This window comes from Pseudomonas sp. 2957, assembly GCF_031456345.1.
Lineage (GTDB): Bacteria > Pseudomonadota > Gammaproteobacteria > Pseudomonadales > Pseudomonadaceae > Aquipseudomonas > Aquipseudomonas siliginis.
Genome location: NZ_JAVDUL010000006.1, coordinates 328,365 through 353,774 on the forward strand (window position 1 = coordinate 328,365; position 25,410 = coordinate 353,774).

Below are 25,410 nucleotides of genomic sequence, written 5' to 3' on the forward strand. Positions count from 1 at the left end.
ATCATTGAGCTTCACGGGTTCGTTCGCTCGCAAAGAGGGCGCCAACCGTGGAAATTTTCATCCAGCTCCTGTTGAACGGCTTATTGCTCGGTGGCACGTTGGCCATCATCAGCATCGGCCTGACGTTGATTTTCGGCATCGTGCGTGTGGTCAACTTCGCCCATGGCGAGTTTCTGATGATCGGCCTGTATGCCGTGTACTTGCTGAATTCGCACTTCGGCATCCACCCGTATATGGCGATCATTCCTGCGACGATCCTGTTGTTTGCCGCTGGTGCGGCAATGCAGCGTTTCATCATTCAGCCGTTGCTTGGCGCCGAGGGACATATCCAGATTTTCGCCACCGTGGGCGTCTCGATTGCCCTGATGAACGGCGCGTTGCTGATCTTCGGTGCCGACGTCATGACGGTGAAGAACATCAGCGTCGGTACCACGACCGTCAGCTTCGGCGCCTTTCGCGTCAGCAGCGGTCAGTTGATCACGTTTGTCGCGTCGCTCGCACTGGTCGCGGGGCTGCACTGGTTTTTGCAGAACACATTTCTCGGCCGGGCTGTCCGCGCTACTGCACAGCATCGCAACGCGGCGCAACTGATGGGTGTCAACGTCAAAAACATCTATGTGTTTGCCTTCGGCCTGGGTTGCGCCTGCCTGGGCGTCGCCTCGGGACTGATCGCCCCGCAATATCCGGTCTTTCCAACCGTTGGCACTTTCTTCGTGCTGACGGCGTTTGTGATTGTGGTGCTGGGCGGCCTGGGTAGCCTGTCCGGCGCACTGATCGGCTCAATGCTGATCGGCATCGTCGACAGTCTCGCCGGTTACTACATCGCGCCGGACCTCAAGGAGGTCGTCTACTTCACGATTTTCCTTGGCATCCTGGTGTTTCGTCCGACAGGTCTTTTCGGCGCCGGTCGCGGGTCTGAGTGAGGAAGATGTTCATGAATATTTTGCACCCGCGTGTCTATGTCAGTGCACTGGCCCTGGCGCTGTTACTGATCATTCCATTGAGCGTTGGCTCGCCGTTCGTTTATCACCTGTTCATCCTCATATGCAGTTATGCGGCACTGGCCAGTGCCTGGAACATCGTCGGCGGGTTTGCCGGCCAGCTGTCGTTGGGGCATGCCGTGTTCTATGGGGTGGGCGCTTACACGACGACGCTGCTGATGATGAAACTGGGCATCAGTCCATGGATCGGCATGTTCGCTGGCGCAATCCTGTCGTCGATTGTCGCGGTGCTGATCAGTTGGCCGTGCTTCAGATTGCGCGGGCCGTTTTTTGCCTTGGCGACCATTGCGGTGCTGGAGGTCGTGCGTCTGGTGGCGATCAATCAGCATGACGTGACCGGTGGTGCGGCAGGGCTGGGCGTACCGCTGAAGCTCGGTTTCGAGTGGATGTTGTTCCGCCCGCGCTGGCCATACCTGCTGATTGCCTTCGCGTTTCTGCTCATCACATTGGCAGTGTCGTGGAAGATCAAGAATTCCCGACTGGGTTATTACCTGATCGCCGTGCGTGAACGTGAAGACGCCGCCCATGCGGTGGGCGTGAACTCGGTCAAGGTCAAGCTGGTCGCCGTGGTGTTGTCCGCATTTATCACCAGCCTGGTCGGCAGCTTTCATGCGATGTACCTGACCTTCATCGAACCCGGCTCGATGTTTTCTCTCGAGATGTCGATTCAGATCGCCATGTTCGCGTTGATTGGTGGACTGGGCACGGTATCGGGACCGCTGATCGGCACTTTGCTGGTGCTGCCGCTGGCTGAACTGGCACGCGGCTGGCTTGGCGATCTGGGCAGCGGGGTGCACGGTCTGGTCTATGGCATCGTGCTGGTCGTGGTGGTGCTGACTATTCCGCAAGGCGTGGTGGGGCGTTTTGGGGCCCGGATATTTGCCTGGATCGACTCATTGCCCGGCGGCCGTCGTTCGATGGCAAATACAAAAGCACCGATCGGGCCGACCTTGGCGCAAGCCCACTCGGCCACCCACGGTGAGCCGGTTCTGGTCGCAGAAAACCTGCACAAGTTCTTTGGCGGACTGCACGCCACCAACGATGTTTCGCTGAGCTTGGCCGAAGGCGAAATCGTGGGTGTGATCGGCCCGAACGGCGCCGGCAAAACTACGGTGTTCAACCAGCTCTCCGGGTTTCTTCTGCCATCCAAAGGCCAAGTGAAAGTGCGCCTGCTCAATGGCGACTGGGTCACCCCGAACAGCCCGGCCGAGTTCGCCCGGGCAGGCATTGGCCGAACCTTTCAGATCGTCCAGCCATTCGCTGATTTGAGTGTTTGCGAAAACATCATGCTCGGTGCATTCATGCACACCGCCGACGCGAAGGAGGCGAGGGCGATCGCCGAGCAAGTCGCCGAGCTGACCGAACTCACCGCGCTGCTCGACACCCGGGCGCGCAACTTGACGGTCGGCGGCATGAAGCGCCTGGAAATGGCCCGCGCCCTGGCGACGCGCCCGCGCATCCTGCTGCTCGACGAGGTCATGGCCGGCCTCAACCCGACGGATGTTGCCAAGGCCATCGCAGTCATTCGCCGGGTGCGTGATTCGGGCGTCAGCGTGTTGATGATCGAGCACCTGATGCAAGCCACCATGAGCCTTTCTGACCGCATCGTCGTGATCAGTTCCGGCACGCTGCTGATGCAGGGCGCGCCTCACGATGTGATCAACGATCCTCAGGTTATCGAAGCCTACCTCGGTAAGGAGTACAGCCATGCTTAAACTCGACAACGTCCACAGCGGCTATGGCGGTACGGAGATCCTTCGTGGCGTGTCGTTCGAGGTCAATGCCGGTGAGGTGGTGACTATCGTCGGCGCCAACGGCGCCGGCAAAACCACGACCCTGCGCAGCTTGTGCGGCATCGTCACACCGTCCCAAGGCACGATCGAATTCGAAGGCCAGCGCATCGATGGCAATCGCCCCGATCAGATTGTCGACGCGGGCCTGACGCTGATACCGGAGGGGCGCCAGTTGTTTCCCTTCATCAGCGTGCGCGACAACCTCTTGATGGGCGCCTACAAACGCAGTGCACGAGCGGGCTACAGGCAGCGTCTGGACAATATTCTCGATCTGTTTCCGAGGGTACGCGAACGCCTTGATCAGAACGCCGGGACACTGTCGGGCGGCGAACAACAAATGGTCGCCATCGCCCGGGGCCTGATGGCCGAGCCGAAATTGTTGATGTTTGATGAACCGTCGCTGGGCCTGTCGCCGCTGCTGGTGTCGCAGGTCTTCGAGATTATCAACAGGATTCTCCAGTTGGGCACCACCGTGTTGATCGTCGAGCAGAACATCGTTCATACGCTGCGCATTGCTCATCGCGGTTACGTGCTGGAGAACGGCGAAGTGGTGCTCAGCGGCACCGGCCAGGAACTGCTGGAAAACCCGCACGTCAAGCGTGCTTATCTGGGGCTCTGACCCAGTCCATTCATCTGCAAGTGAGAACAGCTCATGACTCATTCCAGACACGCCGGGCGCACCGTATTGGTCACCGGCGCCGGGGGCGGCATCGGTGCGGCGATCGCGCGGTTGTATTGCGAAGAAGGTGCAGCCGTGGCGCTGCTCGATGCTGATGCCGACAAGGTGCAACAGCAGGGCGTGGCGTTGCGTGATGCGGGTTTTGCGGTCGCGTGGGCGCAGGCTGATGTCGCGAGTTTTCAAGACTGCGCTGCTGCCTGCGAGCGCTTGCAAGGTGAGCTCGGCCTCATCGATACCCTGATCAACAACGCCGGCATTTCGCCCAAACACCACGGCGCACCCGCGCCGATCTGGACCATGGCGCCGGATGAGTGGCTGCGGGTGGTCGATATCAACCTCAATGGCTCCTTCAACCTGGTGCGAGTGCTCGCGCCCGGCATGGTCGAGCGCCGGTTCGGGCGCATCGTCAATATGTCTTCGGTGGCGGGCAGCGCGTTCTTGCCGATTGTCGCAGCGCACTACAGTGCGACCAAAGCCGCAATCATCGGCTTTACCCGCCACCTGGCCGGCGAACTCGGGCCGTTCGGTGTCACCGCCAATGCGCTGGCACCTGGACGAATCGAAACGCCATTGCTCAAGACCGTATCGGCCCAGGCCAATCAAACCGTGGTCGACGAGACACCGCTGCGCAGGCTGGGCACACCGCTTGAGGTGGCGAGAGCGGCGTGTTTTCTCACGTCAAGCGAAAGCGACTTCATTACCGGCCAGGTGGTTGATGTCGCGGGCGGCTGGTTGATGCGCTGATGACTTCTTGCGAGGACGTTTGTCATGGTTAAAACGATGGGATTTCCCGGGCGCTACGAGCAGGGTCCGAATGCATTGCAACAATTGGGCAGAGTGCTGAACGACATGGGCCGATCACGGCCGCTGGTGCTTTGCGATGAGTTTGTCGCCCGGCATCTATGGCCGCAGGTTGGCGCCACGTTGCAGGACCAGGGATTGGAGCCATTGCACATCGAGTTTCCCGGCGAGTGCACGCGCACTGCGATTGCGCAGTTATCCGAGCAGGCATTGCTGCACGCCCCCGACACGATCATTGCGCTGGGCGGTGGCAAGACCATCGATACGGCGAAGGGGCTGGCGGCCAATCTCGACGTGCCGATCATTGTCTGCCCCACGATCGCTTCAAGTGACGCGCCAACGAGTCGGCTGATCGTGCTTTACGACGAAGAGCACAAAGTGGTGGGCGTGGAGTTTCTGAAGATGAATCCCGCTGCGGTGATTGTCGATACAGAGGTCATCGTTCAGGCGCCGGCACGGTTCTTCGCGGCCGGGATCGGCGATGCCATCAGCAAGAAATTCGAAGCCCGACAGTGCTACGCCGCCGGCGGCCACAACTCTTTCGGCACACCGCCGCTGCACACGGCATTGATGCTCACCAACCTGGTTTTCGACACGCTGATGCAGTACGGCGTCCCGGCATATCAGGCGGTGTGTCGACATGAACTCACCGATGATGTCGAGCGGGTCATCGAAGGCACCGTGCTGATTAGCGGTGTCGGTTTCGAGAGCGGTGGTTTGTCACTGTCCCATGCCCTGGTTCGGGGGCTGACCGCGATACCGGCGATGGCGTCGATGCTGCATGGCGAACTGGTGGCGTTCGGCACGCTGGTGCAGATGGCGGTGGAGGCGCGACCGGCCGAAGAGATTGAACAGGTCGCGCGTCTGCTGCACGCGGTGAAGCTGCCCGTGACGTTCGCTGAACTGGGTCAGCGCACGCCGTTGACGACGGCGCAGATCAATATTCTCGTGGACGCAACCTTATCGGCGGTTTACGCCAGAAACATGCAACCGCCCTTGAACTACCAGCGCCTGGTGGAAGGATTGGCGGCGGCTGACAGCCTTGGTTCACGGCTGGTCAGAGTCTGCGCGAACCCGCCCCGACACTGTGATCCTGCGTCACAACAGGTGTGACCAAGTAGCTGTTTTCTCCCGTACAGCGACGCCATAACCTTTCCCTCAAGCGAAATCCTGGCGCAATCAAGTGCTGTGAATTCGTCAAAAAAACCGAGAGGCCTGACTATGAATACTCCTGTTAAACCTGATGAACTCGCCATTGCGTATCAGTTGCCGCAAGTTCCCTTCATGACGCCCGACATGGTGCATCCGGGCGTCATGACGCAGTGGCTCGAAGACGATGCGCTGTGGGTGCCGGTAACAAAATCTGTCTCCTTCAAGCCATTGCTGCTCAACACCAGCGGCGGCTATTACATCAACCTGTTGCGGGTGCGTCAGGCCGGCGTGCTGTCGCGTCACCGCCATACCGGCGGCGTGCATGCGATCGTGCTCAAGGGTCGCTGGTACTACCTGGAGCATGACTGGGTCGCGGAGGAGGGGTCTTTTGCCTATGAGCCGCCCGGTGAAACGCATACCCTGTTCGTCCCCGAGGATGTGAGTGAAATGATCACCTGGTTCCACGTGCAGGGTGGCTACACTTACGTCGATCCGCAGGGCGTTGCCGTGGGTTACGAAGATGTGTTCACCAAGCTTGAAGCCGCCCGAGCGCATTACAAGACGCTGGGTTTGCCGGACGACTACATCGAACAGTTCATTCGCTGACCCGGACCCCAGGAAAAAGCGCGCTTCGGCGCGCTTTTTCATAAGCGTTGAGACAACATGCCTTCAAGCTTTTCGCCAGGACCGGCCATGGACAATTATTCGCAGCTGCTCGCTTTTATATGGTCTACCGAATGTGGAAGTTTTTCTGCTGCCGCGCGCGCCCATCACCTGACGCCATCAGCGGTCAGCAAACTGATCACCCGCCTGGAAGATCGCTTGCAGGTCCGGCTGTTCCAGCGCGGCTCACGCGTGCTGACGCTGACCGAGGAGGGCGCCGCTTACCTGCGCAGCGCCAAAGCCGTCGTTGAAGCCATGAACGAGGCGGACTCGCTGGCCGAGGCGTTGCCCTCCAGGGTCAGTGGCACCCTGCGCATCCACACCATGACCTCTTTCGCCAAACACTAGATCGTGCCGTGGCTACCGGAATTTCTGGATTTGTATCCCTCACTGGACGTTGAGATTCAACTCGGCGCGCAATTCGTCGATCACTTCGAGCAAGGGCTCGATATCGCCATCCACAGCGGCGTATTGCCCAGCTCATCACGCATTGCCAGACGCATCGGCGAATGTGAATGGCTGATCTGTGCCTCGCCGCAGTACCTGGCTGAACACGGCACACCAACCACACCCGCAGATTTGCTGAATCATCGTTGCTTCAATTTCAGCTTCGTCAGCCCGTGGAACAAATGGTCATTTTTGCAGGATGGAGACGGCGTCTCGGTACCGGTGACCGCCAGCGCGTCTTTTACTCAAGGCGATCTGTTGCGCGACATGGCGCTGTCAGGCGCTGGCGTGGTGAAGCTTGCGGACTTTCATATCGGACTTGATGTAAAAGCGGGAACGCTGGTGCCGTTGCTTGAGGATTTCAAAACGGGTGTGGTTGAGCCGATCTACCTGCTTTATTCGGATCGCAAGCATTTGAGTCCACGGATACGAGTCTTCATCGAGTTTTTTCAGAACAAGTGGCGTGAGCATCCGTGGAAGGTCTCCTGACGTTCAGCTCTGGGACCAGCGTATTGATCAACGCGATGCTCAAACTGCGCATTAAAAAGCCCTGAATCTTCAGGGCTGAGTTTTGGTTGAGGGGGCGTAGAGTGACAAGCTCGCGGTCGGTCTACTTCGCGCTCGAAGAGCAAGCCAACCGATATTGCTCGTAATTCAAACCTTCGACCTTTTCCGGCAGCTTGTATGGCACGGGGCAGCTTTTGCCCTGCCACTTGATGGTGATGACACCGTGATCTTTGGTCACCAGCGCCAGGGCCTTGCCTGTCGGATCTGACAATGCCAGTTGTTTGCCGTCGCTATCCAACAGCACCGCGCCGAATGGAATCGGCTGGCCGTTGGCATCGTACAGTTCAAACTGGACGCGTCTGCCTTTGCTGCCTTCGAAGCGTGCAAGAACTATCGAACCTCGTCTTGGCACCAGTTGCTGGGTGGCATTGTCCAGCTCGATCTCACCGCCCAGGTTACGCGTGTCCAGCGTTACCCAGTTCACGCGGTACGGTTGCGCGTTAGGCAGAACCGCATAGCCGTTCAGGCCGGTTTTCACACCCGAATAGCTGCTGACTTCGACGCCCGACATGCCGGGCACTTCCACCAGACCGAACGTTTCACCGACGGTCTGGCCCATATTGATGCCGCCTGCATGGGCCACCAGCGATCCGGCGGCACTCAGGTTCTGTGATTCATAACCGTTGCCTCGGTTGTAACCCAGGCTCAGGTCGCCCATCGATGTGCGGGTACTCAGGCTCAGCGAGCCAGATCGATCGCCTTGGACACTGCGCCCGGTCTGCACGGAATAGTAGGTGTCGCTGTCCTCGGTCAGATAACCGTTGATCCCGGCTTGGGTGCTGGTACCGGTGTTCTGATGGTTACTGGAAATGTAGGCGCGCGGTGCGCGGGGTGTCGAACCGAGCGGAAACGAAATCGAGACGCTCAGTTGTGTGTCGTTGCTGGTGTCACCGCGCGCGCCGAACTCCTGGGTTTTGCTCAGGCTGATGTTGTAGTTCAGGTCGCGCCAATTGTTGTTGTAGCCGGCGGAAAAGCTCCGCGAGCCACCGCGATCCCAATAGCGCTGGTCACTGGCGTTCAGGTACAGCGAGCCGAACTGGCGTGCTTCGCCCAAAGTCTGGTTGACCGTGAGGTCGGTGCGGGTTTTGGAATTACCCAGGCGCCGGGTGGCCCCGGAGCTGGTGTCCTGGACATGGTCGGTCAGCGTGCGATAACCCTCGGTCGAATAACGATAAGCGGCGAGGGTGAAGCTGGTATCGGTGCCGGTGAAGGTCTTTGCATAGAGCGCGCGTATGCTGCTGCCTTGGGTGGTTTTGCCGAATGCCTTGCTGGACGATTGCGTCACGTCCAGGGACATTGCGCCAATCGAGGTGTTCTTCGCCGCACCGATGGACAGCGCCTTGAAGCCGTTGCTCGCCTGAATGCCGGCAATGCCCGTCAGGTTGCTGGTCAAGCCGTAGGCGAAAGTGCCCCCAAGGAAAGCCGGTTTGTCATAGCCCTCGCTGTTGTTGTTGAACTTGCCGCTCGACAGGCTGTACTTCAGTTGCCCCTCACGCACCATCGTCGGCAGGGCGGAGAACGCCTGCCGGGTAACCTTGCGCCGTCCATCTGCTTCAACAATGGTGATCTCCAGATCGCCGTTGGAGCCCGATGGATAGATGTCACTGATCTCGAACGGACCCGGCGGCACGTTGGTGGTGTAGAGAATGTAGTTATCCTGGCGGACCTCGATCGTGGCGTTGGTTTCAGCAACGCCACGTATGATCGGCGCATAGCCGCGCTCGCTGTCTGCGCGCATGCCCTCATCAGAGGCCACCTTGACGCCTTGATAGCGCACGCTGTCGAACAGATCCGAATCGGAAAAGATTTCACCCGCGCTCAGTTGCCCCTTGATCGCCGTGAGGTCGCGCTGGATGAACGTGCGGTTGCTGACAAAACGATTGGGCCGGCCGGTGGAGCTGCTCAGATTGGAATCGTTGCGCAGACGCCAGGCGCCAAAGTTGATGCCGTTGCGCAGCCCCAGGTTATTGGAGATTTGCGTGGTGTAATCGGTTTTGCTGCGGGTGCTGCTCAGCTGGTAGTTGATGAAACCGGCGGCCACACCTTGGTCCCAAAGCTCTGGATCTACATAGCCGCGCATGCCACGCGCCATGGCGACCTGCGGCACGCTGATATTGAGGCGCAGGCGGTTGGCATCGAAGCTGAGACTGGCTTGCTCGATCATTGCAGGCAGGTCGTAGTGATCGGCAGGGTGTTGCTCGTCAACCAGACCCTGCTCACGAAGTTTGCGCATGTCCACACCCAGCTGCTGCAACAGTTCCAGAGTGATGCGTGGCTCGACTTTGCCGTTGACCGGGTTGGCCGCGAAATCGATATCGCGACGCCCGACCAGCGTGCCATTGCTGAACACGTCGACGCGGTATTGGCCCGGCAGTACGCTGTTGGCATTCAACAAGGGTTGCAGATCGACCGCTGATGAACCTTCAAGAAACAACGTATTGAAAGCTTCACCCGCTACCGCGGCCGGCGCGTCGGCACCTATGGCAAATCCACAGATAGCCATGTTGATTGCAAAGCACAATGGATGCAGGCAGCCCAACGCCGCTTTGTTTTTCTGGCGCGCAACATGATGCTTAACACAACTTTCAGATGTGTGGTGTTGGGAGGGAAACATGCAATTTGCCTTATAAGTCCGTGTTGCTTCAACCGGAGTCCGGAACTTGTGAATAGCTTGTAAGTTGGCAGGGTGGGGTGGGGGATTTACTGGGCGGAGGCATCTTTCACGCGCTCGGCATGGCTTTCGGCAACGCTTAGTGGTGCATCGAATCGTTGTTGTGCGCCGTAATCGTTAATTGCTGAAAAACTCAAATGCGAAGTACCAGCTGGCAGATCTTTCAGATTGAATGAGCGAACTTCCCCTGGAACGATCATTGTCGAATCAATTACCAATTCCGCTTTTTTTCCTGCAACGACTTTCAGATCGGCCAGCGACACGTGGTAGTTGCTTTGGTTTTTTACTTTCAGCACCGACTTGCCAGCCTGAGTGACCAATTGCCATGCAAGTTGCTCCGGTGCCTTTGCGGCATCACCGGTGAGTCCGTCCGGGCGGAAGAAGACCTTGATACGCTGACGTACCGCCAATTGCAGCGTGTTGACATCGGCAGCACTGGCCTGGGGGATTTCCTGCACGTTCAGCCATACCACCGACTCCTTGTCCGCAGGCATGCCGCGGCCTTCATAAAGAATCCTCAGTAATTGCTGTTGATTGGGCTCAAGTTTGGCCAGTGGTGGAGTAACTGCGAAAGGCGGTGCGCTGCCAGCGGTGTCGCCGGCATCCAGCCACGATTGCGCCAGAATGGTTTGTCCGCCGTTGCGCACGGTGACATTCGCCTCTTTGTGCGCGCCATCGAAGATAATCCGGGTGGAGCTCAGAGAGATGCTGGCGAATGCCGAGTGCGTCATCAACACCCCGGCAAGCCCCAGGCAAAGCGGAAAGTAGCGACTTAACATAGATTTCACCGATTAATCTGTTCGGGAAGGACGAGGCACAGCGGCCCCGTCCAGGTATTGCGGGCTGCTTATTCGTATTCGAGAACGAACGGCAGAGTGGCGTTACCGGTACCGGCAGTAGCGGTGGTCTTGTCGCCGGTGGTGACGTAAGCGGCTGCGAACGACAGGGTGCCGTCACCACCTGTGGTTGCGTCGCCAGTCAGGTTGGTCTGCACTTTGGCAGTGGCTTCGGAGCTCAGGTCGATCAACTGGCCATTGCTGTCCAGCAGTGCGATACCAACGCCCTTGGCCGCGTCTGCACCCTGCAGCTTGAGAACTTTCTTGCCATCAACCAGGCCCGAACCGCCGTTTACGGTTGGTTTGAACAGCATCGAAACCTTGGTGCCAGCGTTGCAGTTCACTTTCAGGTTGAAATCGTTGGCGGCCACACGACCGGCGCCCGGAGCAGAGTCGGTGCCCATGTCTTTGATCGACACGCTGCCCATGTCCACGGCAATCATCTTGTCGTTACCCGAAGCGCCGTCTACCGAGCAGGCGTCGTTGTTGATAACGCCGGTGAAGCTGATTTGACCGCTGCCGCCCTTGACAGCTTTAGCGGCTTCTTCTTCAGCCACTGCACCAGTGGAGGCAGCCAGTACGGAAAGAGTGAGTACTGCGAAAGCGAACTTTTTCATGTTTATATCCGAAGTTATTGTGAAGTGCTGCATTGAAATGCCAGGCCATATTAGGTGTGCGGTGGTGGCGGGTCTTTGGGATTTGTCTTAAAGCGATAAATGTGCGAGCCAGTCAGTAATATGGCAGTGGCGTATTCATATTTGCGGTAATGGTGCAGCGAACCAAATGAGACAATTCTCAAAGTCGTGCGGTCTTTGTCTGGCTAGTATTCGCGGATGCAGAAATTCTCAGTCAACGCAAAGTTTGTGAGCGGGCGTCCTGCTTGAAAGATTATTCAGACTTTCGCTATTAACGACTGATAGAAAGAGGTTCCAGGTTTGTGAACACGCTTCGTATATTGGTCTTGGAAGATCACGCCTTTCAGCGCACGGCGGCAGTCAGTGCGCTTAATAGTCTGGGGTACAAAAATATCTTTCAGGCGGCTGACGGCAAGGATGCGCTGGCTGTGATATCCCAGGCTGGAGGCGTGGACGTTGCATTGTGTGACTTGAGCATGGCCGGGATGGATGGTTTGACGTTCTTGCGCCTGGCGAGAGAGGCCGGTTTGATTCGTGCAGTGATCATCTGCAGTTCACTGCCTGAAGACTTGTTGCGCACGGTTGATCGAATCGTCACGTTGCAGGGGCTTGAGCTGCTTGGCAGTGTCGGAAAACCGTTGATGGTCGATGTGCTGGCGCCGTTGTTGGCTCGCTACCGGCCGCACAATCAGATCGATGCCAAAGTGGCAGAAAGTCAGCTTGATCAGCCCACAGAGGGTGAGGTACTCGAAGCCATTCGTCGGCAGGAGTTTCGCGCCTACTTCCAGCCCAAATTTCATCTGCGCAGTGGTGAGGTGGATGGCGCCGAGGTGCTGGTGCGATGGCAGAGCCCCAGTCGTGGATTGCTTTCGCCGGGCATGTTCTTGCCGACGATCGAGCGCTGCGGGCTGCTCGATGAGATGTTTTTCAGCCTGCTCACGCAAGGCTTGAGTCTGCAGCGCTTCGTCCAGTCTCACGGCAAGCCGTTCAAGCTGGCGTTCAATCTCGACGTGACGCAGATGGCCAATCCGAATCTTGTCGACCGGATCAAGGCGCTGTTGCGCATCCATGGCGCCTCGCCAGCTGGGCTCATTTTCGAGCTCACGGAAACCGGCCTGCTGCAGATGCCCGAGATCAGCATGGAAAACATGGTGCGTCTGCGCATGCTCGGCTTCAGTCTGGCAATCGATGATTTCGGTGTCGGCTATTCTTCACTTGAGCGGCTGTGCCAGATGCCGTTCAACGAAATCAAACTCGACGCCGGCTTCGTGCAGAATTTCCATCAGGCGCGCTACAGCGCGGTCATCCACGGGGCGTTGGCCTTGGCGCGGGAATTGGACATGCGCGTGGTGGCAGAGGGTATTGAAACCGCAGATCAGGTTCAGCATCTGGCGCGGCTTGGTTGTCAGTGGGGGCAGGGCTTCTTCTATGCTCGCCCGATGAATTGGGCGCATTTGGTCGACTGGCGTTTCGAAGGCCAGAAGTCGTCCTGGCGCCGCGCGATAGGCACATCCGATCGTTGATGCAAGCGGCATTCTGACTTTTGGGACAAAGCCCTATTTCGTCACGCCTTCAAAACACTCATCATGTGCCGAGAAATCAATCAGATGCACCTGAATGCTTCGGTGATGCCCGGGATTTGCTGCGGTTGCCAAGTGCTGATGGTCCTCCAACACTCTTCATCATGGAGCTGTTCATGCATTGGTCAGTCGTGAATCCGTTACGCGTTGCCATCCTTGATGATCACTCGCTCATACGTCTGGCGATGAAGTCGCGGCTGACGCGCGAAGCCGAGTTCAGTGTCGTAGGTGTGTATGGCAGCAGCGCGCAGTTGCTCACCGGATTGCGCGAAATCGACATCGACCTGCTGATACTCGATTACAAACTGCACGATGGGGAGCTGGACGGGCTCAATCTGATCCGCCTGCTGCGCAAGCAATATCCGGGCATGCGCATCCTTGTCTCATCTTCCGAAGAGCGCCCGGCGGTAGTGAATATGGCGATCGGGGCGGGCGTCAGCGGATTCTTCGGCAAGTCGCAGTCGGTCGATGACCTGATCACCGCCATCCGCAGTGCTGCGTCCGGCCAGTTGTATCTTTCGCCGGAAATGGCCTTCGAACTCGATGTGCTGCCTGCGTCGGTCGACGAACCTGCTGGTGCCAATGACGATGGCGCGGCGCACGGCGACGACTTCCTCAGTAATCCTCTTCTGTCACCGAAAGAAAAAGAAGTATTGCGCTGCTGCCTCGAGGGGATGGGAGTGACGCAGATCGCTTTGAAGTTCTCGCGCAGTCGCAAAACCATCAGCGGGCAAAAACAGGCCGCTTTCAAAAAGCTTGGCATTCGTGGTGATGCGGAGCTGTTCAAGTTGCAGCACAGCCTGACGGCGGACAACCAGGGATAACTCGCTTATGTTTCATCTGTTGCGCGGTGTTTTGCTAGTCAGTGTGCTTGTCATGTTCGGTAGCGGGTCGTTGTGGGCAGCAGAGCCGCGCACTCTGCAGGTGTTCGGTCGGTCTGACTGCAAGGAGCTACAGGTCGATCTGGCCAATGAAGACTGGAGTTGGCTGCGGCAGAAGCGCAGTCTGGTGCTGGGCTCGGCGCTTCCGGATTTCCCGCCTTATGTCATGACCGCCAGCGGTACGCGGTACGAGGGAATAGCCGCCGACATCGCCTGCATTATCGGTCAGGCCTTGCATGTCGAAGTTACCGTCAAGGCTTATCCCGACCGTCGCGACGCCATGGCGGCGCTCGAGCGTGGCGACATCGACATGCTGGGCAGTTCCAACAGTTTCGAGTTGATCGACGGCCTCGTCACGCTCAGTAAGCCTTATGTCGAAGACGTGCCGGCAATGTTCATGCGCGGTGATGATCGGCGCCCGATGCCGGCCAATCTGGCCGGTTTGCGTATTGCGGTTGCCGACGATTACCTGCCTTCCAGTCAATTACACGCGTTATACCCCAACGCCGAATTCGTGCTTTTTCCATCGAACGAGTTGGCACTGGCTGCGCTGGCTTTTGGCAAGGTCGACCTGTTTCTCGGCGATACGGTGTCGAGCAATTACCTGATCAACCTCAACTACTTCAACTATGTGCGGCTGCACTCTTTCGTCAAAACCCAAACCAGCGGTTTCAGCTTTGCCTTGCGCCGGGGCAACGACCAATTGCTGCGTCTGATCGATTCGACCCTCGAGTCGCTGGGTGATGCGAAGATTGCCGAAATTACCAAGCGCTGGTCGGGCGGCGGCGGGGCGCTGACGCCCAAACGCATTGACCTGACACCCGGCGAAGCACGTTGGCTTGAGCTGCATCCGGTCGCGCGGTTCGTGATCAATGACGATCAGGCACCGTTTGCATTCTTTGATGGTGACGGCAACTTTGGCGGGATCGGCGCTGATCTGCTCGAGCTCATCCAGCGGCGTACCGGCTTGCAGATCAATGTCGAGCGCACCGACAGCTTTTCCAGTCTGAGCACGCGTCTGCTGGATGGCAGCGCGGATATTTCTCTGCTGACACCAACGGTCTCGCGGGAAGTCGGCATGCGTTTCACTCATCCGTTCCTTGCCAGCCCCTTTGTGATCGTCACCACCAAGGACGCAGGCGCGCCTTCAAGCCTGCAGGAGCTGCGCGGCAAGCGCGTCGCAGTGCCCGAAAGTTCGGCTGAGCGTGAGCTGCTCAAGGACTACCCCGACATCGAGATCGTTGATAACGAAACAGTTCTGGGCGCCTTGGCTGACGTGAAGGACGGTCGAGCGGACGCGATGATTACCACGTTGCACAGTGCGCGCTACTACATCGCCCACATCTACAGCGACAGCTTGCGTATCTCCAACATCGTCGGCATGAACAAAGGCTTCCTCGCTTTCGCCGCGCGGCGTGCCGATACCGAACTGGTCAGCATTCTGAACAAGGCGCTGCTGAGCATTCCGCCGGATGAGCTGGACGTAATCCTCAACAGGTGGCGTCCCATTGCAGCGTTTTCGGGGTTGTCGTGGCGCGATTACAAGGCGCTGATCTACCAGATCAGCGCTGGCGCGTTCCTGATTATCCTGGGATCGCTGGCGTGGAATTTCTACATCCGTCGGCAGATTCGCGAACGCAGTCGTGCAGAGCGCTTGCTCGGCGATCAGCTGAAGTTCATGGGGGCGCTGATCAACGGCACGCCGCATCCCATTTACGTACGTGACCGGGAAGGTCGGCTGGTGACCTGCAATAATAATTATCTGCAAACATTTGGCCTGTCAGAAAAGGACGTGATCGGCAAGACCGTGCTCGAAAGCGGCAAGCGCAATCGTCAGGAGGCGTTGCAATTTCACGACGACTACCTGCGCGTCATCGAGCAGGACGAACCTTACGAGGTGGATCGCACGCTGCATGTGGGTGATACGCGGCTGATCATTTACCACTGGATCCAGCCGTATCACGACACGGCGGGTGAAGTCAGAGGCGTGATCTGCGGCTGGATCGATATCAGCGAACGCCGTGAACTGATCGAGGAGTTGCGTTCGGCGAAAGAGCTGGCTGACGAGTCGAGCCGCGCCAAAACCACGTTCCTGGCGACCATGAGCCACGAAATCCGTACGCCGATGAGCGCCGTGATCGGCATGCTCGAACTTACCCTCAAGCGTGCCGAGCAAGGTCACTTCGATCGGCCGGCGATTGAAGTGGCATACGACTCGGCAAAAGGTCTGCTGGAACTGATCGGCGATATCCTCGATGTGGTACGCATCGAATCGGGCCATGTCAGCCTTTCGCCGAAACGTGCCAACCTGCGCGAATTGGTCGAATCCGTGGCGCGGGTGTTCGACGGCTTGGCCAGGCAGAAGAGTCTGGTGCTGAAGCTCGACATCGACGCCACTGTCGGCTGTGACGTATTGGTTGATCCGATGCGCTTCCAGCAGGTGCTCTCGAACCTGGTGGGCAACGCGATCAAGTTTACCGACACCGGTCATGTCAGCGTCTCGATTCGCGGCCAACGTCTCGCTGACGAACGCTTACAGGTCGACCTCAAGGTCGAGGACACCGGCATCGGCATTTCCAGCGCCGATCTGCAGAATCTGTTCCAGCCGTTTTCCCAAGCCAACCATGGTCCCTCCAGCAGAGGCGGCACCGGTCTGGGACTGGCGATCTCCCGTTCATTGTGCGAATTGATGGGCGGGCGGCTGAACATTACCAGTACGCTTGGCAAAGGCACCTGCCTGGAAGTGTCGCTGTTCTTCAATATTCTCAGCCCGCTTGGCGGCAAAGTGCTGCCTGTTTCGGTTGTTCAGGACAAACCGGTACCGACACTCAGGATTCTCGTAGTCGATGACCAGAGCGCCAACCGCCTGCTGTTGACGCAGCAGCTGAGTTTCCTTGGCCAGGCGGTGCGTGATGCCGCCGACGGTGCCCAGGCATTGGCGCTGTGGCGCTCGGAGCCGTTCGACATTGTGATCACGGACTGCAACATGCCGGTCATGAACGGCTATGAGCTGGCCCGCACCATTCGCCAGGACGAACGCGAAAGTGGTGGATCGCCGTGCATCGTACTGGGCTTCACGGCCAACGCGCAGCCGGAAGAAAAAGTGAAATGCCGGGAGGCCGGGATGGATGATTGTCTGTTCAAACCGATCAGTCTCGGCACCTTGTCGATCATGCTTGCAGGCTGGGAAAAAAATGTTGAAACCCAGCCATTTGAAAGCCCGCCTGCGGCGACTATCAAGGAGCTGGGTTCGATTCGCGAGCGTCTTGACGAGCTCACCGGAGGCGATCTCGACATGATGAAAGAACTTCTGCGCGAGGCGCTGTCGAGTTGCGAAAAGGATCTGGAGGAGTTGCATTCGCTAATACCCGAAAGCGATCCCGGGCTGTTGGCTGACCTGGCGCACCGCATCAAGGGGGCGGCGCGCATTGTTGCCGAGCATCAGGTCATTGAGGCGTGTAACGAGCTTGAAGCCGAGTGCGAGGCGCCTGTTATCGATCCGCTGGACCTCAATCGCAGTGCATTGAAGCTGGAGCATGCACAGGCTGATCTGATCAAGAAAATCAAACGGATCGAGCTGTAAACGTATCGGCTCATGACCATCCGACTGGCCTTGCATTAAAGCTGACGTTAAAGATCATTTTGCAGCGGGCGATACCTTGGTAATAACCATGGAGTTTCGCGATGATCATTCGACGTCCTTTATTGATTGCCTGCCTTTGCCTGCTCGGTTTTGACACCGTCAGCGCAGCCCAGTCTGCGCCGGTCAGCGGAGTGATTCGCTTCAGCGGTCGAATTGTCGAGGCAAGTTGCATTGCCAGTGGCGCCAGCCATTCTTCTGTCGAGTTGCTTGATTGCCCCCAGGCAAGCACCGGGCAGATTTTTACCGTGAACAACGTCAGTGCGGCAGGGCGAGGTGAGTCGCGCCAGCAGGTGTTTGTGAAGGTGATTGCCGATACTCATGAGCAGGACGATTATTACGACCAGCGCTTGCTGCTCACGGACAACAAGGGTCACCAGATAACGAGCGGTAATTACGTAGTGACGATGACGCTGCCTTGATGGCTTGGAAAGAATGAGCCTGCGCCCCTTGTTTCAAGGTTACTGACAAAGAGGGGCGTTAATAATGAGAATTGTCTGGTTCGCACAGAACCGTCCCGCGCTTCTGGCTTGTCGCCACTCCCCTGCGTTGCAAAATCCCTCCTTCAACACTTTCTGAGCCAGACCATGCGCCGATCGCTTGGGCTGTCGTCAAGGTGTGGCTTTTTATCATCTATCCCTGCGTTCATTTTTGAGACAAGTCTCATATCAGGCAGGTTGGCCCTTGGTTATTTTCTTGAAAGGAAGAATGGAGCTGCCAAAGGTGTCCGATGTTTCTTGAAAATAACCGCAGTCGATCCTTGCGGATCCTGATCGCCGATAGCGATGTGCGAAGAGGCCAGTCAATCGAACAGCAGTTCAACAAGCTGGGCTGTCTCAGCGTCTTGAACGTTTGCACTTATCGTGACCTGAAAATACTGACGTATTACTGCCCTCAACGGTTGAGCCTGGTCGTCGTCAATGCTGAGTTGCTCAGCGAAATGGCGATGGATCCGCTCGACTTTTTCGGGGAAAACCCGCTGATTCGTCATCTGCTGATTTTCAATCCCAACGATGATCACCAGTGGTCGAAGACCTTCTTCAACCCGCATCCGCAACGCTGGATGCGCCTGGTCTCGAAAATCAATCTGCCGCGCCTGGCAGATTTTCTGATGCTGGCCGACCCGGCGCTCAAGGAACTTGCGGAGCCGGCCTCGACCGACTCCACACTCTCTTCGTGCGCAAACCGCTAGCTGCTGCACCTTCCCGCGATGATCCACGTAGACGCTGAGGTGCTATTGCCCAGCGCCTGCTGTGCCGCCCACTCGTTTGCCCCATTGTCTTGAATACACTCTAAGGTAAGGCATCATGCTGCTTCGTAAACTCAATCTCGCGCCTCGTTCGGCGCTGTGTTTCGGCTTGTTCTGTCTCATGATTATCGCGATCGGATTGATCGCTCTGCAGCAAGTCGACTTGCTCAACAAGGCAGAAACGTACGTCGAGACGACGATCGTGCCGAGTATCAAGCTGCTCGGCCAACTCGATCGAGAGTTCGTCGAAATCAAGGGCAACAACGCTCGCTTGCGCAATCCCATTGAAACGAGTGAGCGCAAAGCGCAGGCCCTGATTGACATCCAGCAGTCGCGTCAGATGATCAAAAATCATCAGCGTGCGCTCATTGACCTGTTGGCGACTGACGCCGGTCGCGAGGCGTTCGAGGAGTTTGCCAAAGCACAGAAGGTCAACGATCAGGCGCAGGATCAATACCTTGAAACAGTGGCGAACGGGCAGCTTGAAGCGGCCATTGCGTTGTCAAAGAATCAGATGCGTGCTGCCTCGGATGGCGTACAAGTCGCGCTCAAGAAGCTGATTGCACTCAACGAAATAGAAGCTTATGAGGCGGGCAAGCAGGCCGACAATGTCTATGAGCACACGCTGTTGATCGTCAGTGTGTTCATTCTCATCGCGATCGGTGCTTCGTTGGCCCTGGCCGTGTTGTATACCCGCAGTCTGACCGTGCCGATTGCAGGCTCGCTGAGGGTAGCGGAATGCATCGCCGCCAATGATCTGAGCGAAACCATTGCGCTGGATGGCTCTGATGAGGCGGCGCAAATGCTGTCGTCATTGGCGGCGATGCAAACCAGCCTGCGAGATGCCCTGATCATGATCCGTGATTCGTCCACGCAGTTGGCCGAGACCTCGGAGGTCATGCACGGCGTCACTGAAGATATCTCGCGTATCACTCAACGTCAGAGCCATGAAATCGAAATGGCCGCCACCGCCGTCACTGAAATGAGTGCAGCGGTGGAGCAGGTTGCAGACAACGCCGCATCGACCTCGCAGCTGACGTCGGAATCAAGTGCGGCAGCCGTCGCCGGTCGAAGCCAGGTTAGCGACACGGTAGCCGCAATCAATCTGATGGTGTCCAGCGTGCACAGCACCTCGGCTGAGGTGCAGGCGCTATCGACCATGGCGAGCGATATCAGCAGCGTGCTGGACGTTATCCGAGAGGTTGCCGAACAAACCAATCTGCTTGCCTTGAACGCAGCGATCGAAGCAGCGCGGGCGGGGGAGGCGGGTCGCGGTTTTGCCGTGGTTGCCGATGAGGTGAGAGGGCTGGCGCAGCGTACTCAGAAGTCGACCGAGGACATCGAGTCCATGGTCAGCTCCATTCAGTCGGGCACCAGCCGCGCAGTTTCCTCCATGAGCCACACCCGCGCTCAGGCCGAGAGAACGCTCGAAATGGCCAATATCGCCGGCGAAGTGCTGACCGACATCACTGGCTCGCTGAATCTCATCAACGAGCGAAACCTGCTGATGGCAACCGCTGCCGAGGAGCAGGCTCAGGTTGCGCGGGAAGTCGACCGCAGCCTGATCAGCATTCGTGACCTGTCATGTGAAACAGCAGAGGGGTCGAAACAGACGGCAGTTGCATCGGCGGAGCTGTCGCAACTGGCGGCATCGCTGAATAAATTGACCAAGGAATTCAAGCTTTAAGACGTTAACGGGAAGCCCTGATTGCCAGGGCTTTTTTGATCCGCGATCAAGCGCAGCGCGCAACGAGTGCTGACTCAACTCTGTGTTGGCGATTCGGTGTGTGCCGTCAGTTGTTCAATGCAGGTGGCGAGTTGTTTTTCATAGCTTTCAAGCACGGCTTCGGCTTCAGCTTCGCGCTCATCACGCAGACGAAAGAAGTCGTCGCGACTGAGTTGGTCCGCTACGAGTCGGATATTTTGCTCGATGATCGCGCAGAGTGAGTCTTCATCCTCTAACGCCGCGCTGGTTTGTGCTGCGCGTTGAGTGTTTTCGAGTTCGGTCTTTGCCGCCTCGGCGGCCTTCGCCTGTTCCTTCGCGGTAAGCAGGTCGGTTTCCAGGGCCTGCTTTTGTTCCGCCAGACGCTTGAGTTCAGCGGTCATTGACTGGATGGTATCGGAGCGCTGCTTGAGCTGGATCTCCTGCTGTTGCACCACGGCCTTCAGTGGAAAGAGATTGTTGAGCTCATAACCGGCGACGACAGTCATGGCGATCAGCGCCAGTGCCAGAATCGTCAGGCAGTAGAGGGCGGCGTTGCTGTGGGGTTTTGCGCTATTGAGGGTATCGAGGGCTCTCACGGAATCTGTTCTCCTATCAAGAACAGTCAGGGTACTGGCCGAGTTCCACTGTGCATTTAAGACGAGTCTTAAATTGGCTTTAGTTATTTGCGCTGAGTAAGTGTGATGCTAAATAGCGTGTCTGTTTGTAGATTTTTCAGGTCTGACTGGCTGGTTATAAATCTATGAGAATTGTCTTGTTATTGAATAAATAAATTTTTGCTCAAGTGTTCTTTTTTTATTATCTTCTCGTTCCGGTCGTGGTGATTTTGCTGCCAATTAAATAGGTGTGGCTACGTCAGCCATTCAGTTGTTTACACGCTAGATAGAGTCAGAGAGAGTGTTATGAAATTGTGCCGTGTATTAATTGTCGGGCTCTTGTATATGCTGTCGTCAAACGCAATGGCGGCGGTATGCGAATTTTATCCGGACAATTCCATGGGCAATATGCGGGTTATACTGCCGGCCACTCTCTCGGTACCACGTGACGCGCCGAATGGCACGGTTATCTATGAAAGTCCGATCGTGACGCTGGGTTCCATTCCCAGTTCGTTCAGGTGCTCTGCAGTGCACAATGAAGGTGTGCGCAATAATGTCGGCGTTACTCAGCCGGGCGTGGAGATTTTTCCTATTGGGAATACCGGAATCGGCTGGCAATGGGTCCGACCGCCATCGGGGAAAGCGTGGAAGGGCTTTCCAGGAACTACCGACACTGCTGGCGGTTGGGGTTGGAATGGTTCGGAGCACATCTTGCGTTTTGTAAAGACGGGCACTATTTCCGGCAGTGCGACGATACCTTCAGGCCAACTGGGGACGTTTGTCGCTGCTGAAATCGAGCCTTTGGCAATGAATACCAGCGGCACGCGGGTAGTCTCACAGTCTTGCGAAACACCCGATGTGAAAGTCGATATGGGCAGCTATAACTTGAGCGATTTCCCCGAGAACGGCGCATCTGCCAAGGAGCAATACTTTTCTCTCAATATGAAAAACTGTCCCACAGGAATTAACAACTTCCGATTTTCCTTCTCACCCACTGCGGGCAGCCCTGTGTGGGACGCTGGTACTGGTATGGTAAATCTGAACAGTAATTCCACTGCCAAAGGTCTGGCATTGCAGATGCGCTTCAGTGACAAGTCGACACTCAAACTGAATCAGAACTACATAATGAAAGCGCCCACATCGCAAGGCGGCAATGCATATATTTCCTTGCAAGCCCGCTTCGTGCGCATCGAGCCTTCCAATGCGCAAATGCGAGCGGGCGATGCCAATGCCGAAATTGCCTTTGTCGTCGAGTATCTATGAGCCCAACAGCCTCTTCACCTCAGCCACAATCACCGCAATATCAAACGGCTTGGGCACCACCACATCAAACAGATCCGAACGCTGCATGCCGATGTGCGCTTGCGCGCCACTCATGAGAATGATCGGCAAGTGTTTGACGGACGGCTGGGCACGCACGGCTTCGGCGAATTCGAGGCCGTCCATGACCGGCATCATGAAGTCAGTGATGACCAGGGCTGGACGTTCTCTTTCCAGCACTTCGAGAGCCTTCTTTCCATTGCTCGCGGTCACAGTCATGAAGCCCTCATCCTCAAGCGCAAAGCCAAGAATGTCAGCAATCAGATACTCGTCGTCGACTACCAGGATGGTGGTCATGTTATTTCAACCCGCTTGCAGACTTACGAAATTGAACCAGGCAATGACTCAGCTGTGACTGAAGGTTCATTTTTCAAAGCCTTTTCCAGGAACACATCTTGATCACGGATAACCACCTCGAACCGCGACGGGTTGTAGGAGCTATCACGTATCTTGAGAATGGAAAGCGTCCTGTGAAGTTCAGCGTGATTCTCAAAGAAACGCATGAGCATCAGGTTGTCGACAATACTGGACAGGTCGGAGTTCGGTGCGCTGACCTCGGAGCCGAACAAATCGCGCATTTCCCATGAGGCGAACACCGTAACGCCTCTGGATCGCAGCTCATTCATCAGCGCGCTGAAAAAGTCGGTGATGCGTTCCGGTGTGGTTGAAACCCGAGTCATGCCGCTGAGGCTATCGATGAACAGGCGCTTGATGCCTTTTTCATCGACCAGGCTCAGCAGGCGTGCGCCGAGGCCGTCCAGCAAGCCTTCGGTAGTTGGCTGCCAGGCAATGCTCAGCGCACCGCTGTGTTCCATGTGTTCGATATCAATGCCCAGCGAACGGCCTTTGAGCCGCAGCCGCTGCGGGCTTTCATAGAAGCCGAAGTGCAGGCCCGGCGCTTCGGCCGTCGACTGTGCGATGAACTTCAGACCCAGCGTGGTCTTGCCGATCCCGGAAGGCCCCATGACCAGCGTCACGCTGGAGCTGTGCAAGCCACCCCCGAGGATGTCATCCAGTGAAGCAATGCCGCTTGGAATGCGCGTCATGTCCGCGCTGTCAGGGGCGGAAGGGCGCTTGTAGAGGCTTTCGAGGCGCGGGTAGACGACCAGGCCGTTATCGGTGATCTCGCACTCGTGAAGACCGGTCAACGCGCCGCTGCCGCGAGTCTTGCGCAAATGAATGCGCCGTACGGAACGGGTACCGAACAGCTCTTCGCCCATTTCGATGACGCCGTCGACCATCGTGTGCTCGGGGCTGCCGTCGTCCAGGCGCGAGCTGGTCAGGAACAGCACGGTGCAACCGGCAAATGCGGCATGGCCTTGCAGTTCAGAGATGAATTTTTTCGTATCGATCGGCGAGTCGGCTTTGGAACGTGCGTTGAGCAGGCCGTCGACGACCATGACGGTCGCCTTCTGCCGGGTGATTTCGCGCCGAAGCAGCTTCACGACTTCATCGAGGCCTTCGTTTTCCAGCGTATCGAAGGCGCTGACAAACTGAATTTCGGCGCCGACTCGCGAAGCGTCGAAGAAACTCATGGTCGACAGGAACTGGAACAGCCGGTCGTGGGACTCGGCCAGCAACGTGGCGACCAGAACACGGCCGCCGTTGCGGGCATGGTGAAATCCGAGCTGATTGGCAAGGATGGTCTTGCCGGAGCCCGGACGCCCTTGAATGATGTACGAGGCGCCCGCGACAAAGCCCCCCTGAAGCAGCGCGTCGAGCCCTTCGATCCCGCTTTGAAGGCGTTTTAGCTTTTCCACAATGCAACCCTGATCTGAATAAACAGGCTTGTTCAGCCGAATGAGTGAAATGCTAACGCCATTTCCGGTCGAGGGCCATAAAGGCTGGGGAAAAGTAGCGTTTTTGCAATGTGAACCTGGCGCGTGACTGCTCGGGATCAGGGGGTAGTGACAAGCCCGGCACAGGAAGATTCGATTTTTCGAAACCCGGAGGCCGATTACATCCATAGGCGCTGCTGCGGACCATGAGGGTAACGCTTGCCACTTTGCTTTCATGAAATCGTCACAAAACTGCTGCAGAGTTCGGGAGCCCGTAATCACTAGGTGTCATTTAATGAAAAGTTTGATGAAGTCTGCTGCGCTCGCCATTGCGGTATCTCTTTGTGCCACCTCGGCCTCCTTTGCAGCAGAAAATGTTCGCCTGACGGGGTCCGGAGCAAGTTTCCCGGCGCCGATCTATCTGACCTGGTTCAAGGATTTCAGCAAGAAATCCGATGGTGTCACTGTCGATTACCAATCCAAGGGCAGTGGCGCGGGCGTACAGGACTTCTTGAACAAAACCGTGGATTTCGCTGCCAGTGACTCGGCAATGAAGGACGAAGATATCGCCAAGGTCGCCGAAGGCGTGCAGTTGCTGCCAATGACCGCCGGGGAAATCGTGCTGGCCTATAACCTGCCGGGCAATCCCAAGGGTCTGAAGCTGCCACGCGACGTCTATTCCAACATTTTCCTGGGCAAAATCACGCGCTGGAACGATCCGCAGATCGTCGCAGCCAACCCGGACCTGAAACTCTCCGATACGCCGATCACGGTTGTCGTGCGTGCAGATTCCAGCGGTACTACCGCCGTATTCACCAAGCACCTGGCAACCGTCAACGCCGAGTTCAAGCAGGCGTTGGGTGAGGGCAACACCGTCAACTGGCCGGCCAGTGACAAGTTCATCAAGTCGCCGAAAAACGATGGCGTAACCGCTACCGTGCGTCAGACCCCTGGTGCGATTGGTTACATCGAATATGGCTTCGCCAAGCTGGCCAAGGTCGACTTTGCCCAGTTGCAGAACAAGGCAGGCAATTACGTCGTGCCAAACGCCGAAAGCGGTGCCGAGGCCCTGGCGGCGGTGAAGATGCCGGAAAACCTGGTGGCCTGGCTGCCTGATCCGGACGGTGCCAAGTCCTATCCGATCACCTCTTATACCTGGATGATTTTCCGCAAGGACAATGGCAACCCGGCCAAGGCCAAGGCCATGCGTGAAATGGTCGAATACAGCCTGACCGAGGGGCAGAAGATTGCCGATTCGATGGGTTACATCCCGTTGCCGCAATCGGTCGTCGAACAGGTTCGCAAAGCGTCCGCCAACATTCAGTAACGCCGTGAGGTCTCTCTCGGCGTGTGCGTCTGCGCCACGCCGGGAGAGTTTTCCCCCTGTTCCGGACCTAG

20 protein-coding genes and 1 pseudogene are annotated in these 25,410 nt (G+C 57.2%); 15 read left to right on the plus strand and 6 right to left on the minus strand.

All coding sequences use genetic code 11. From position 1 onward, the window contains the following. The first annotated feature begins 47 nt into the window (after positions 1-47). From J2Y39_RS22690 to J2Y39_RS22720, 7 genes and pseudogenes are all read left to right on the plus strand, one after another. Positions 48-923 carry a branched-chain amino acid ABC transporter permease gene (locus J2Y39_RS22690; RefSeq protein ID WP_024012825.1) on the plus strand — a complete coding sequence of 292 codons (876 nt, stop codon included), beginning with the start codon at positions 48-50 and terminating at the stop codon, positions 921-923. Positions 924-934: 11 nt separating this feature from the next. Beyond that, positions 935-2,716 carry a branched-chain amino acid ABC transporter ATP-binding protein/permease gene (locus tag J2Y39_RS22695; protein ID WP_310219885.1) on the plus strand — a complete coding sequence of 594 codons (1,782 nt, stop codon included), beginning with the start codon at positions 935-937 and terminating at the stop codon, positions 2,714-2,716. Then, the gene (locus tag J2Y39_RS22700) at positions 2,709-3,413 is read left to right on the plus strand and encodes an ABC transporter ATP-binding protein (protein WP_073474647.1); all 705 of its coding nucleotides are present in this window, start codon (positions 2,709-2,711) and stop codon (positions 3,411-3,413) included. Before J2Y39_RS22695 ends, J2Y39_RS22700 begins: the two co-directional genes overlap by 8 nt. 33 nt (positions 3,414-3,446) lie before the next feature. After that, positions 3,447-4,217: an SDR family NAD(P)-dependent oxidoreductase gene (locus tag J2Y39_RS22705; RefSeq protein ID WP_310219886.1), complete on the plus strand. Its 771-nt coding sequence runs from the start codon at positions 3,447-3,449 to the stop codon at positions 4,215-4,217. A 24-nt stretch (positions 4,218-4,241) separates the two neighbouring features. Continuing rightward, positions 4,242-5,387: a glycerol dehydrogenase gene (locus J2Y39_RS22710; RefSeq protein WP_310219888.1), complete on the plus strand. Its 1,146-nt coding sequence runs from the start codon at positions 4,242-4,244 to the stop codon at positions 5,385-5,387. A 108-nt stretch (positions 5,388-5,495) separates the two neighbouring features. Continuing rightward, a complete protein-coding gene (locus tag J2Y39_RS22715; protein WP_024012829.1) occupies positions 5,496-6,032 on the plus strand; it encodes a 2,4'-dihydroxyacetophenone dioxygenase family protein in 537 nt (178 codons plus the stop codon). A gap of 87 nt (positions 6,033-6,119) precedes the next feature. Next, positions 6,120-7,025: pseudogene (locus J2Y39_RS22720) on the plus strand (LysR family transcriptional regulator). Positions 7,026-7,146: 121 nt separating this feature from the next. Here the strand turns inward: J2Y39_RS22720 and J2Y39_RS22725 are convergent. The 3 genes from J2Y39_RS22725 to J2Y39_RS22735 form a co-directional block, all read right to left on the minus strand. Then, the gene (locus J2Y39_RS22725) at positions 7,147-9,606 is read right to left on the minus strand and encodes a fimbria/pilus outer membrane usher protein (protein ID WP_310219890.1); all 2,460 of its coding nucleotides are present in this window, start codon (positions 9,604-9,606) and stop codon (positions 7,147-7,149) included. A 197-nt stretch (positions 9,607-9,803) separates the two neighbouring features. Further along, complete coding sequence (locus J2Y39_RS22730) at positions 9,804-10,553, minus strand: molecular chaperone (protein ID WP_041478776.1); 750 nt, start codon at positions 10,551-10,553, stop codon at positions 9,804-9,806. A 68-nt stretch (positions 10,554-10,621) separates the two neighbouring features. Further along, entirely contained in the window at positions 10,622-11,227 is a 606-nt protein-coding gene (locus J2Y39_RS22735; RefSeq protein ID WP_056785673.1) for a fimbrial protein, read from the minus strand. A 320-nt stretch (positions 11,228-11,547) separates the two neighbouring features. On the opposite strand from J2Y39_RS22735, the gene J2Y39_RS22740 reads away from it, so the two are divergent. From J2Y39_RS22740 to J2Y39_RS22765, 6 genes are all read left to right on the plus strand, one after another. After that, complete coding sequence (locus tag J2Y39_RS22740; RefSeq protein WP_095179872.1) at positions 11,548-12,768, plus strand: EAL domain-containing protein; 1,221 nt, start codon at positions 11,548-11,550, stop codon at positions 12,766-12,768. A gap of 173 nt (positions 12,769-12,941) precedes the next feature. Further along, positions 12,942-13,649, plus strand: a complete 708-nt coding sequence (locus tag J2Y39_RS22745) for a response regulator transcription factor (protein ID WP_041478777.1) — start codon at positions 12,942-12,944, stop codon at positions 13,647-13,649. Between the two features lie 7 nt (positions 13,650-13,656). Continuing rightward, positions 13,657-17,289, plus strand: coding sequence for a transporter substrate-binding domain-containing protein (locus tag J2Y39_RS22750; protein WP_252869452.1), 3,633 nt, complete (start codon positions 13,657-13,659; stop codon positions 17,287-17,289). 101 nt (positions 17,290-17,390) lie between these two features. Continuing rightward, complete coding sequence (locus J2Y39_RS22755; protein ID WP_016774580.1) at positions 17,391-17,768, plus strand: type 1 fimbrial protein; 378 nt, start codon at positions 17,391-17,393, stop codon at positions 17,766-17,768. A gap of 338 nt (positions 17,769-18,106) precedes the next feature. Beyond that, the gene (locus tag J2Y39_RS22760; protein ID WP_310219894.1) at positions 18,107-18,538 is read left to right on the plus strand and encodes a hypothetical protein; all 432 of its coding nucleotides are present in this window, start codon (positions 18,107-18,109) and stop codon (positions 18,536-18,538) included. 115 nt (positions 18,539-18,653) lie between these two features. Beyond that, complete coding sequence (locus J2Y39_RS22765; protein WP_310219896.1) at positions 18,654-20,282, plus strand: methyl-accepting chemotaxis protein; 1,629 nt, start codon at positions 18,654-18,656, stop codon at positions 20,280-20,282. A gap of 74 nt (positions 20,283-20,356) precedes the next feature. Here J2Y39_RS22765 and J2Y39_RS22770 read toward each other — a convergent pair whose 3' ends face one another. After that, positions 20,357-20,896 (minus strand): hypothetical protein, encoded by a 540-nt coding sequence (locus tag J2Y39_RS22770; RefSeq protein ID WP_095179878.1) that lies wholly within the window; start codon positions 20,894-20,896, stop codon positions 20,357-20,359. Positions 20,897-21,220: 324 nt separating this feature from the next. Between J2Y39_RS22770 and J2Y39_RS22775 the strand changes: the two genes are divergently transcribed. Continuing rightward, the gene (locus J2Y39_RS22775; protein WP_150635413.1) at positions 21,221-22,177 is read left to right on the plus strand and encodes a fimbrial protein; all 957 of its coding nucleotides are present in this window, start codon (positions 21,221-21,223) and stop codon (positions 22,175-22,177) included. Here J2Y39_RS22775 and J2Y39_RS22780 read toward each other — a convergent pair. Both J2Y39_RS22780 and J2Y39_RS22785 read right to left on the minus strand, forming a co-directional pair. After that, positions 22,172-22,531: a response regulator gene (locus tag J2Y39_RS22780; RefSeq protein ID WP_016774585.1), complete on the minus strand. Its 360-nt coding sequence runs from the start codon at positions 22,529-22,531 to the stop codon at positions 22,172-22,174. The genes J2Y39_RS22775 and J2Y39_RS22780 overlap by 6 nt on opposite strands. A gap of 23 nt (positions 22,532-22,554) precedes the next feature. Continuing rightward, entirely contained in the window at positions 22,555-23,994 is a 1,440-nt protein-coding gene (locus tag J2Y39_RS22785; protein ID WP_041478782.1) for an ATPase domain-containing protein, read from the minus strand. A 313-nt stretch (positions 23,995-24,307) separates the two neighbouring features. On the opposite strand from J2Y39_RS22785, the gene pstS reads away from it, so the two are divergent. Further along, entirely contained in the window at positions 24,308-25,339 is a 1,032-nt protein-coding gene (gene pstS / locus J2Y39_RS22790) for a phosphate ABC transporter substrate-binding protein PstS (protein WP_051600442.1), read from the plus strand. Positions 25,340-25,410: the final 71 nt, after the last annotated feature.

Excerpts from the sequence above, each read along its gene's own strand:
- J2Y39_RS22695 (WP_310219885.1), top strand. The coding sequence starts at position 935 with ATGAATATTTTGCACCCGCGTGTCTATGTCAGTGCACTGGCCCTGGCG.
- J2Y39_RS22700 (WP_073474647.1), top strand. The coding sequence starts at position 2,709 with ATGCTTAAACTCGACAACGTCCACAGCGGCTATGGCGGTACGGAGATC.
- J2Y39_RS22705 (WP_310219886.1), top strand. The coding sequence starts at position 3,447 with ATGACTCATTCCAGACACGCCGGGCGCACCGTATTGGTCACCGGCGCC.
- J2Y39_RS22710 (WP_310219888.1), top strand. The coding sequence starts at position 4,242 with ATGGTTAAAACGATGGGATTTCCCGGGCGCTACGAGCAGGGTCCGAAT.
- J2Y39_RS22715 (WP_024012829.1), top strand. The coding sequence starts at position 5,496 with ATGAATACTCCTGTTAAACCTGATGAACTCGCCATTGCGTATCAGTTG.
- J2Y39_RS22725 (WP_310219890.1), bottom strand. The coding sequence starts at position 9,606 with ATGGCTATCTGTGGATTTGCCATAGGTGCCGACGCGCCGGCCGCGGTA.
- J2Y39_RS22730 (WP_041478776.1), bottom strand. The coding sequence starts at position 10,553 with ATGTTAAGTCGCTACTTTCCGCTTTGCCTGGGGCTTGCCGGGGTGTTG.
- J2Y39_RS22735 (WP_056785673.1), bottom strand. The coding sequence starts at position 11,227 with ATGAAAAAGTTCGCTTTCGCAGTACTCACTCTTTCCGTACTGGCTGCC.
- J2Y39_RS22745 (WP_041478777.1), top strand. The coding sequence starts at position 12,942 with ATGCATTGGTCAGTCGTGAATCCGTTACGCGTTGCCATCCTTGATGAT.
- J2Y39_RS22750 (WP_252869452.1), top strand. The coding sequence starts at position 13,657 with ATGTTTCATCTGTTGCGCGGTGTTTTGCTAGTCAGTGTGCTTGTCATG.
- J2Y39_RS22755 (WP_016774580.1), top strand. The coding sequence starts at position 17,391 with ATGATCATTCGACGTCCTTTATTGATTGCCTGCCTTTGCCTGCTCGGT.
- J2Y39_RS22765 (WP_310219896.1), top strand. The coding sequence starts at position 18,654 with ATGCTGCTTCGTAAACTCAATCTCGCGCCTCGTTCGGCGCTGTGTTTC.
- J2Y39_RS22775 (WP_150635413.1), top strand. The coding sequence starts at position 21,221 with ATGAAATTGTGCCGTGTATTAATTGTCGGGCTCTTGTATATGCTGTCG.
- J2Y39_RS22780 (WP_016774585.1), bottom strand. The coding sequence starts at position 22,531 with ATGACCACCATCCTGGTAGTCGACGACGAGTATCTGATTGCTGACATT.
- pstS (WP_051600442.1), top strand. The coding sequence starts at position 24,308 with ATGAAAAGTTTGATGAAGTCTGCTGCGCTCGCCATTGCGGTATCTCTT.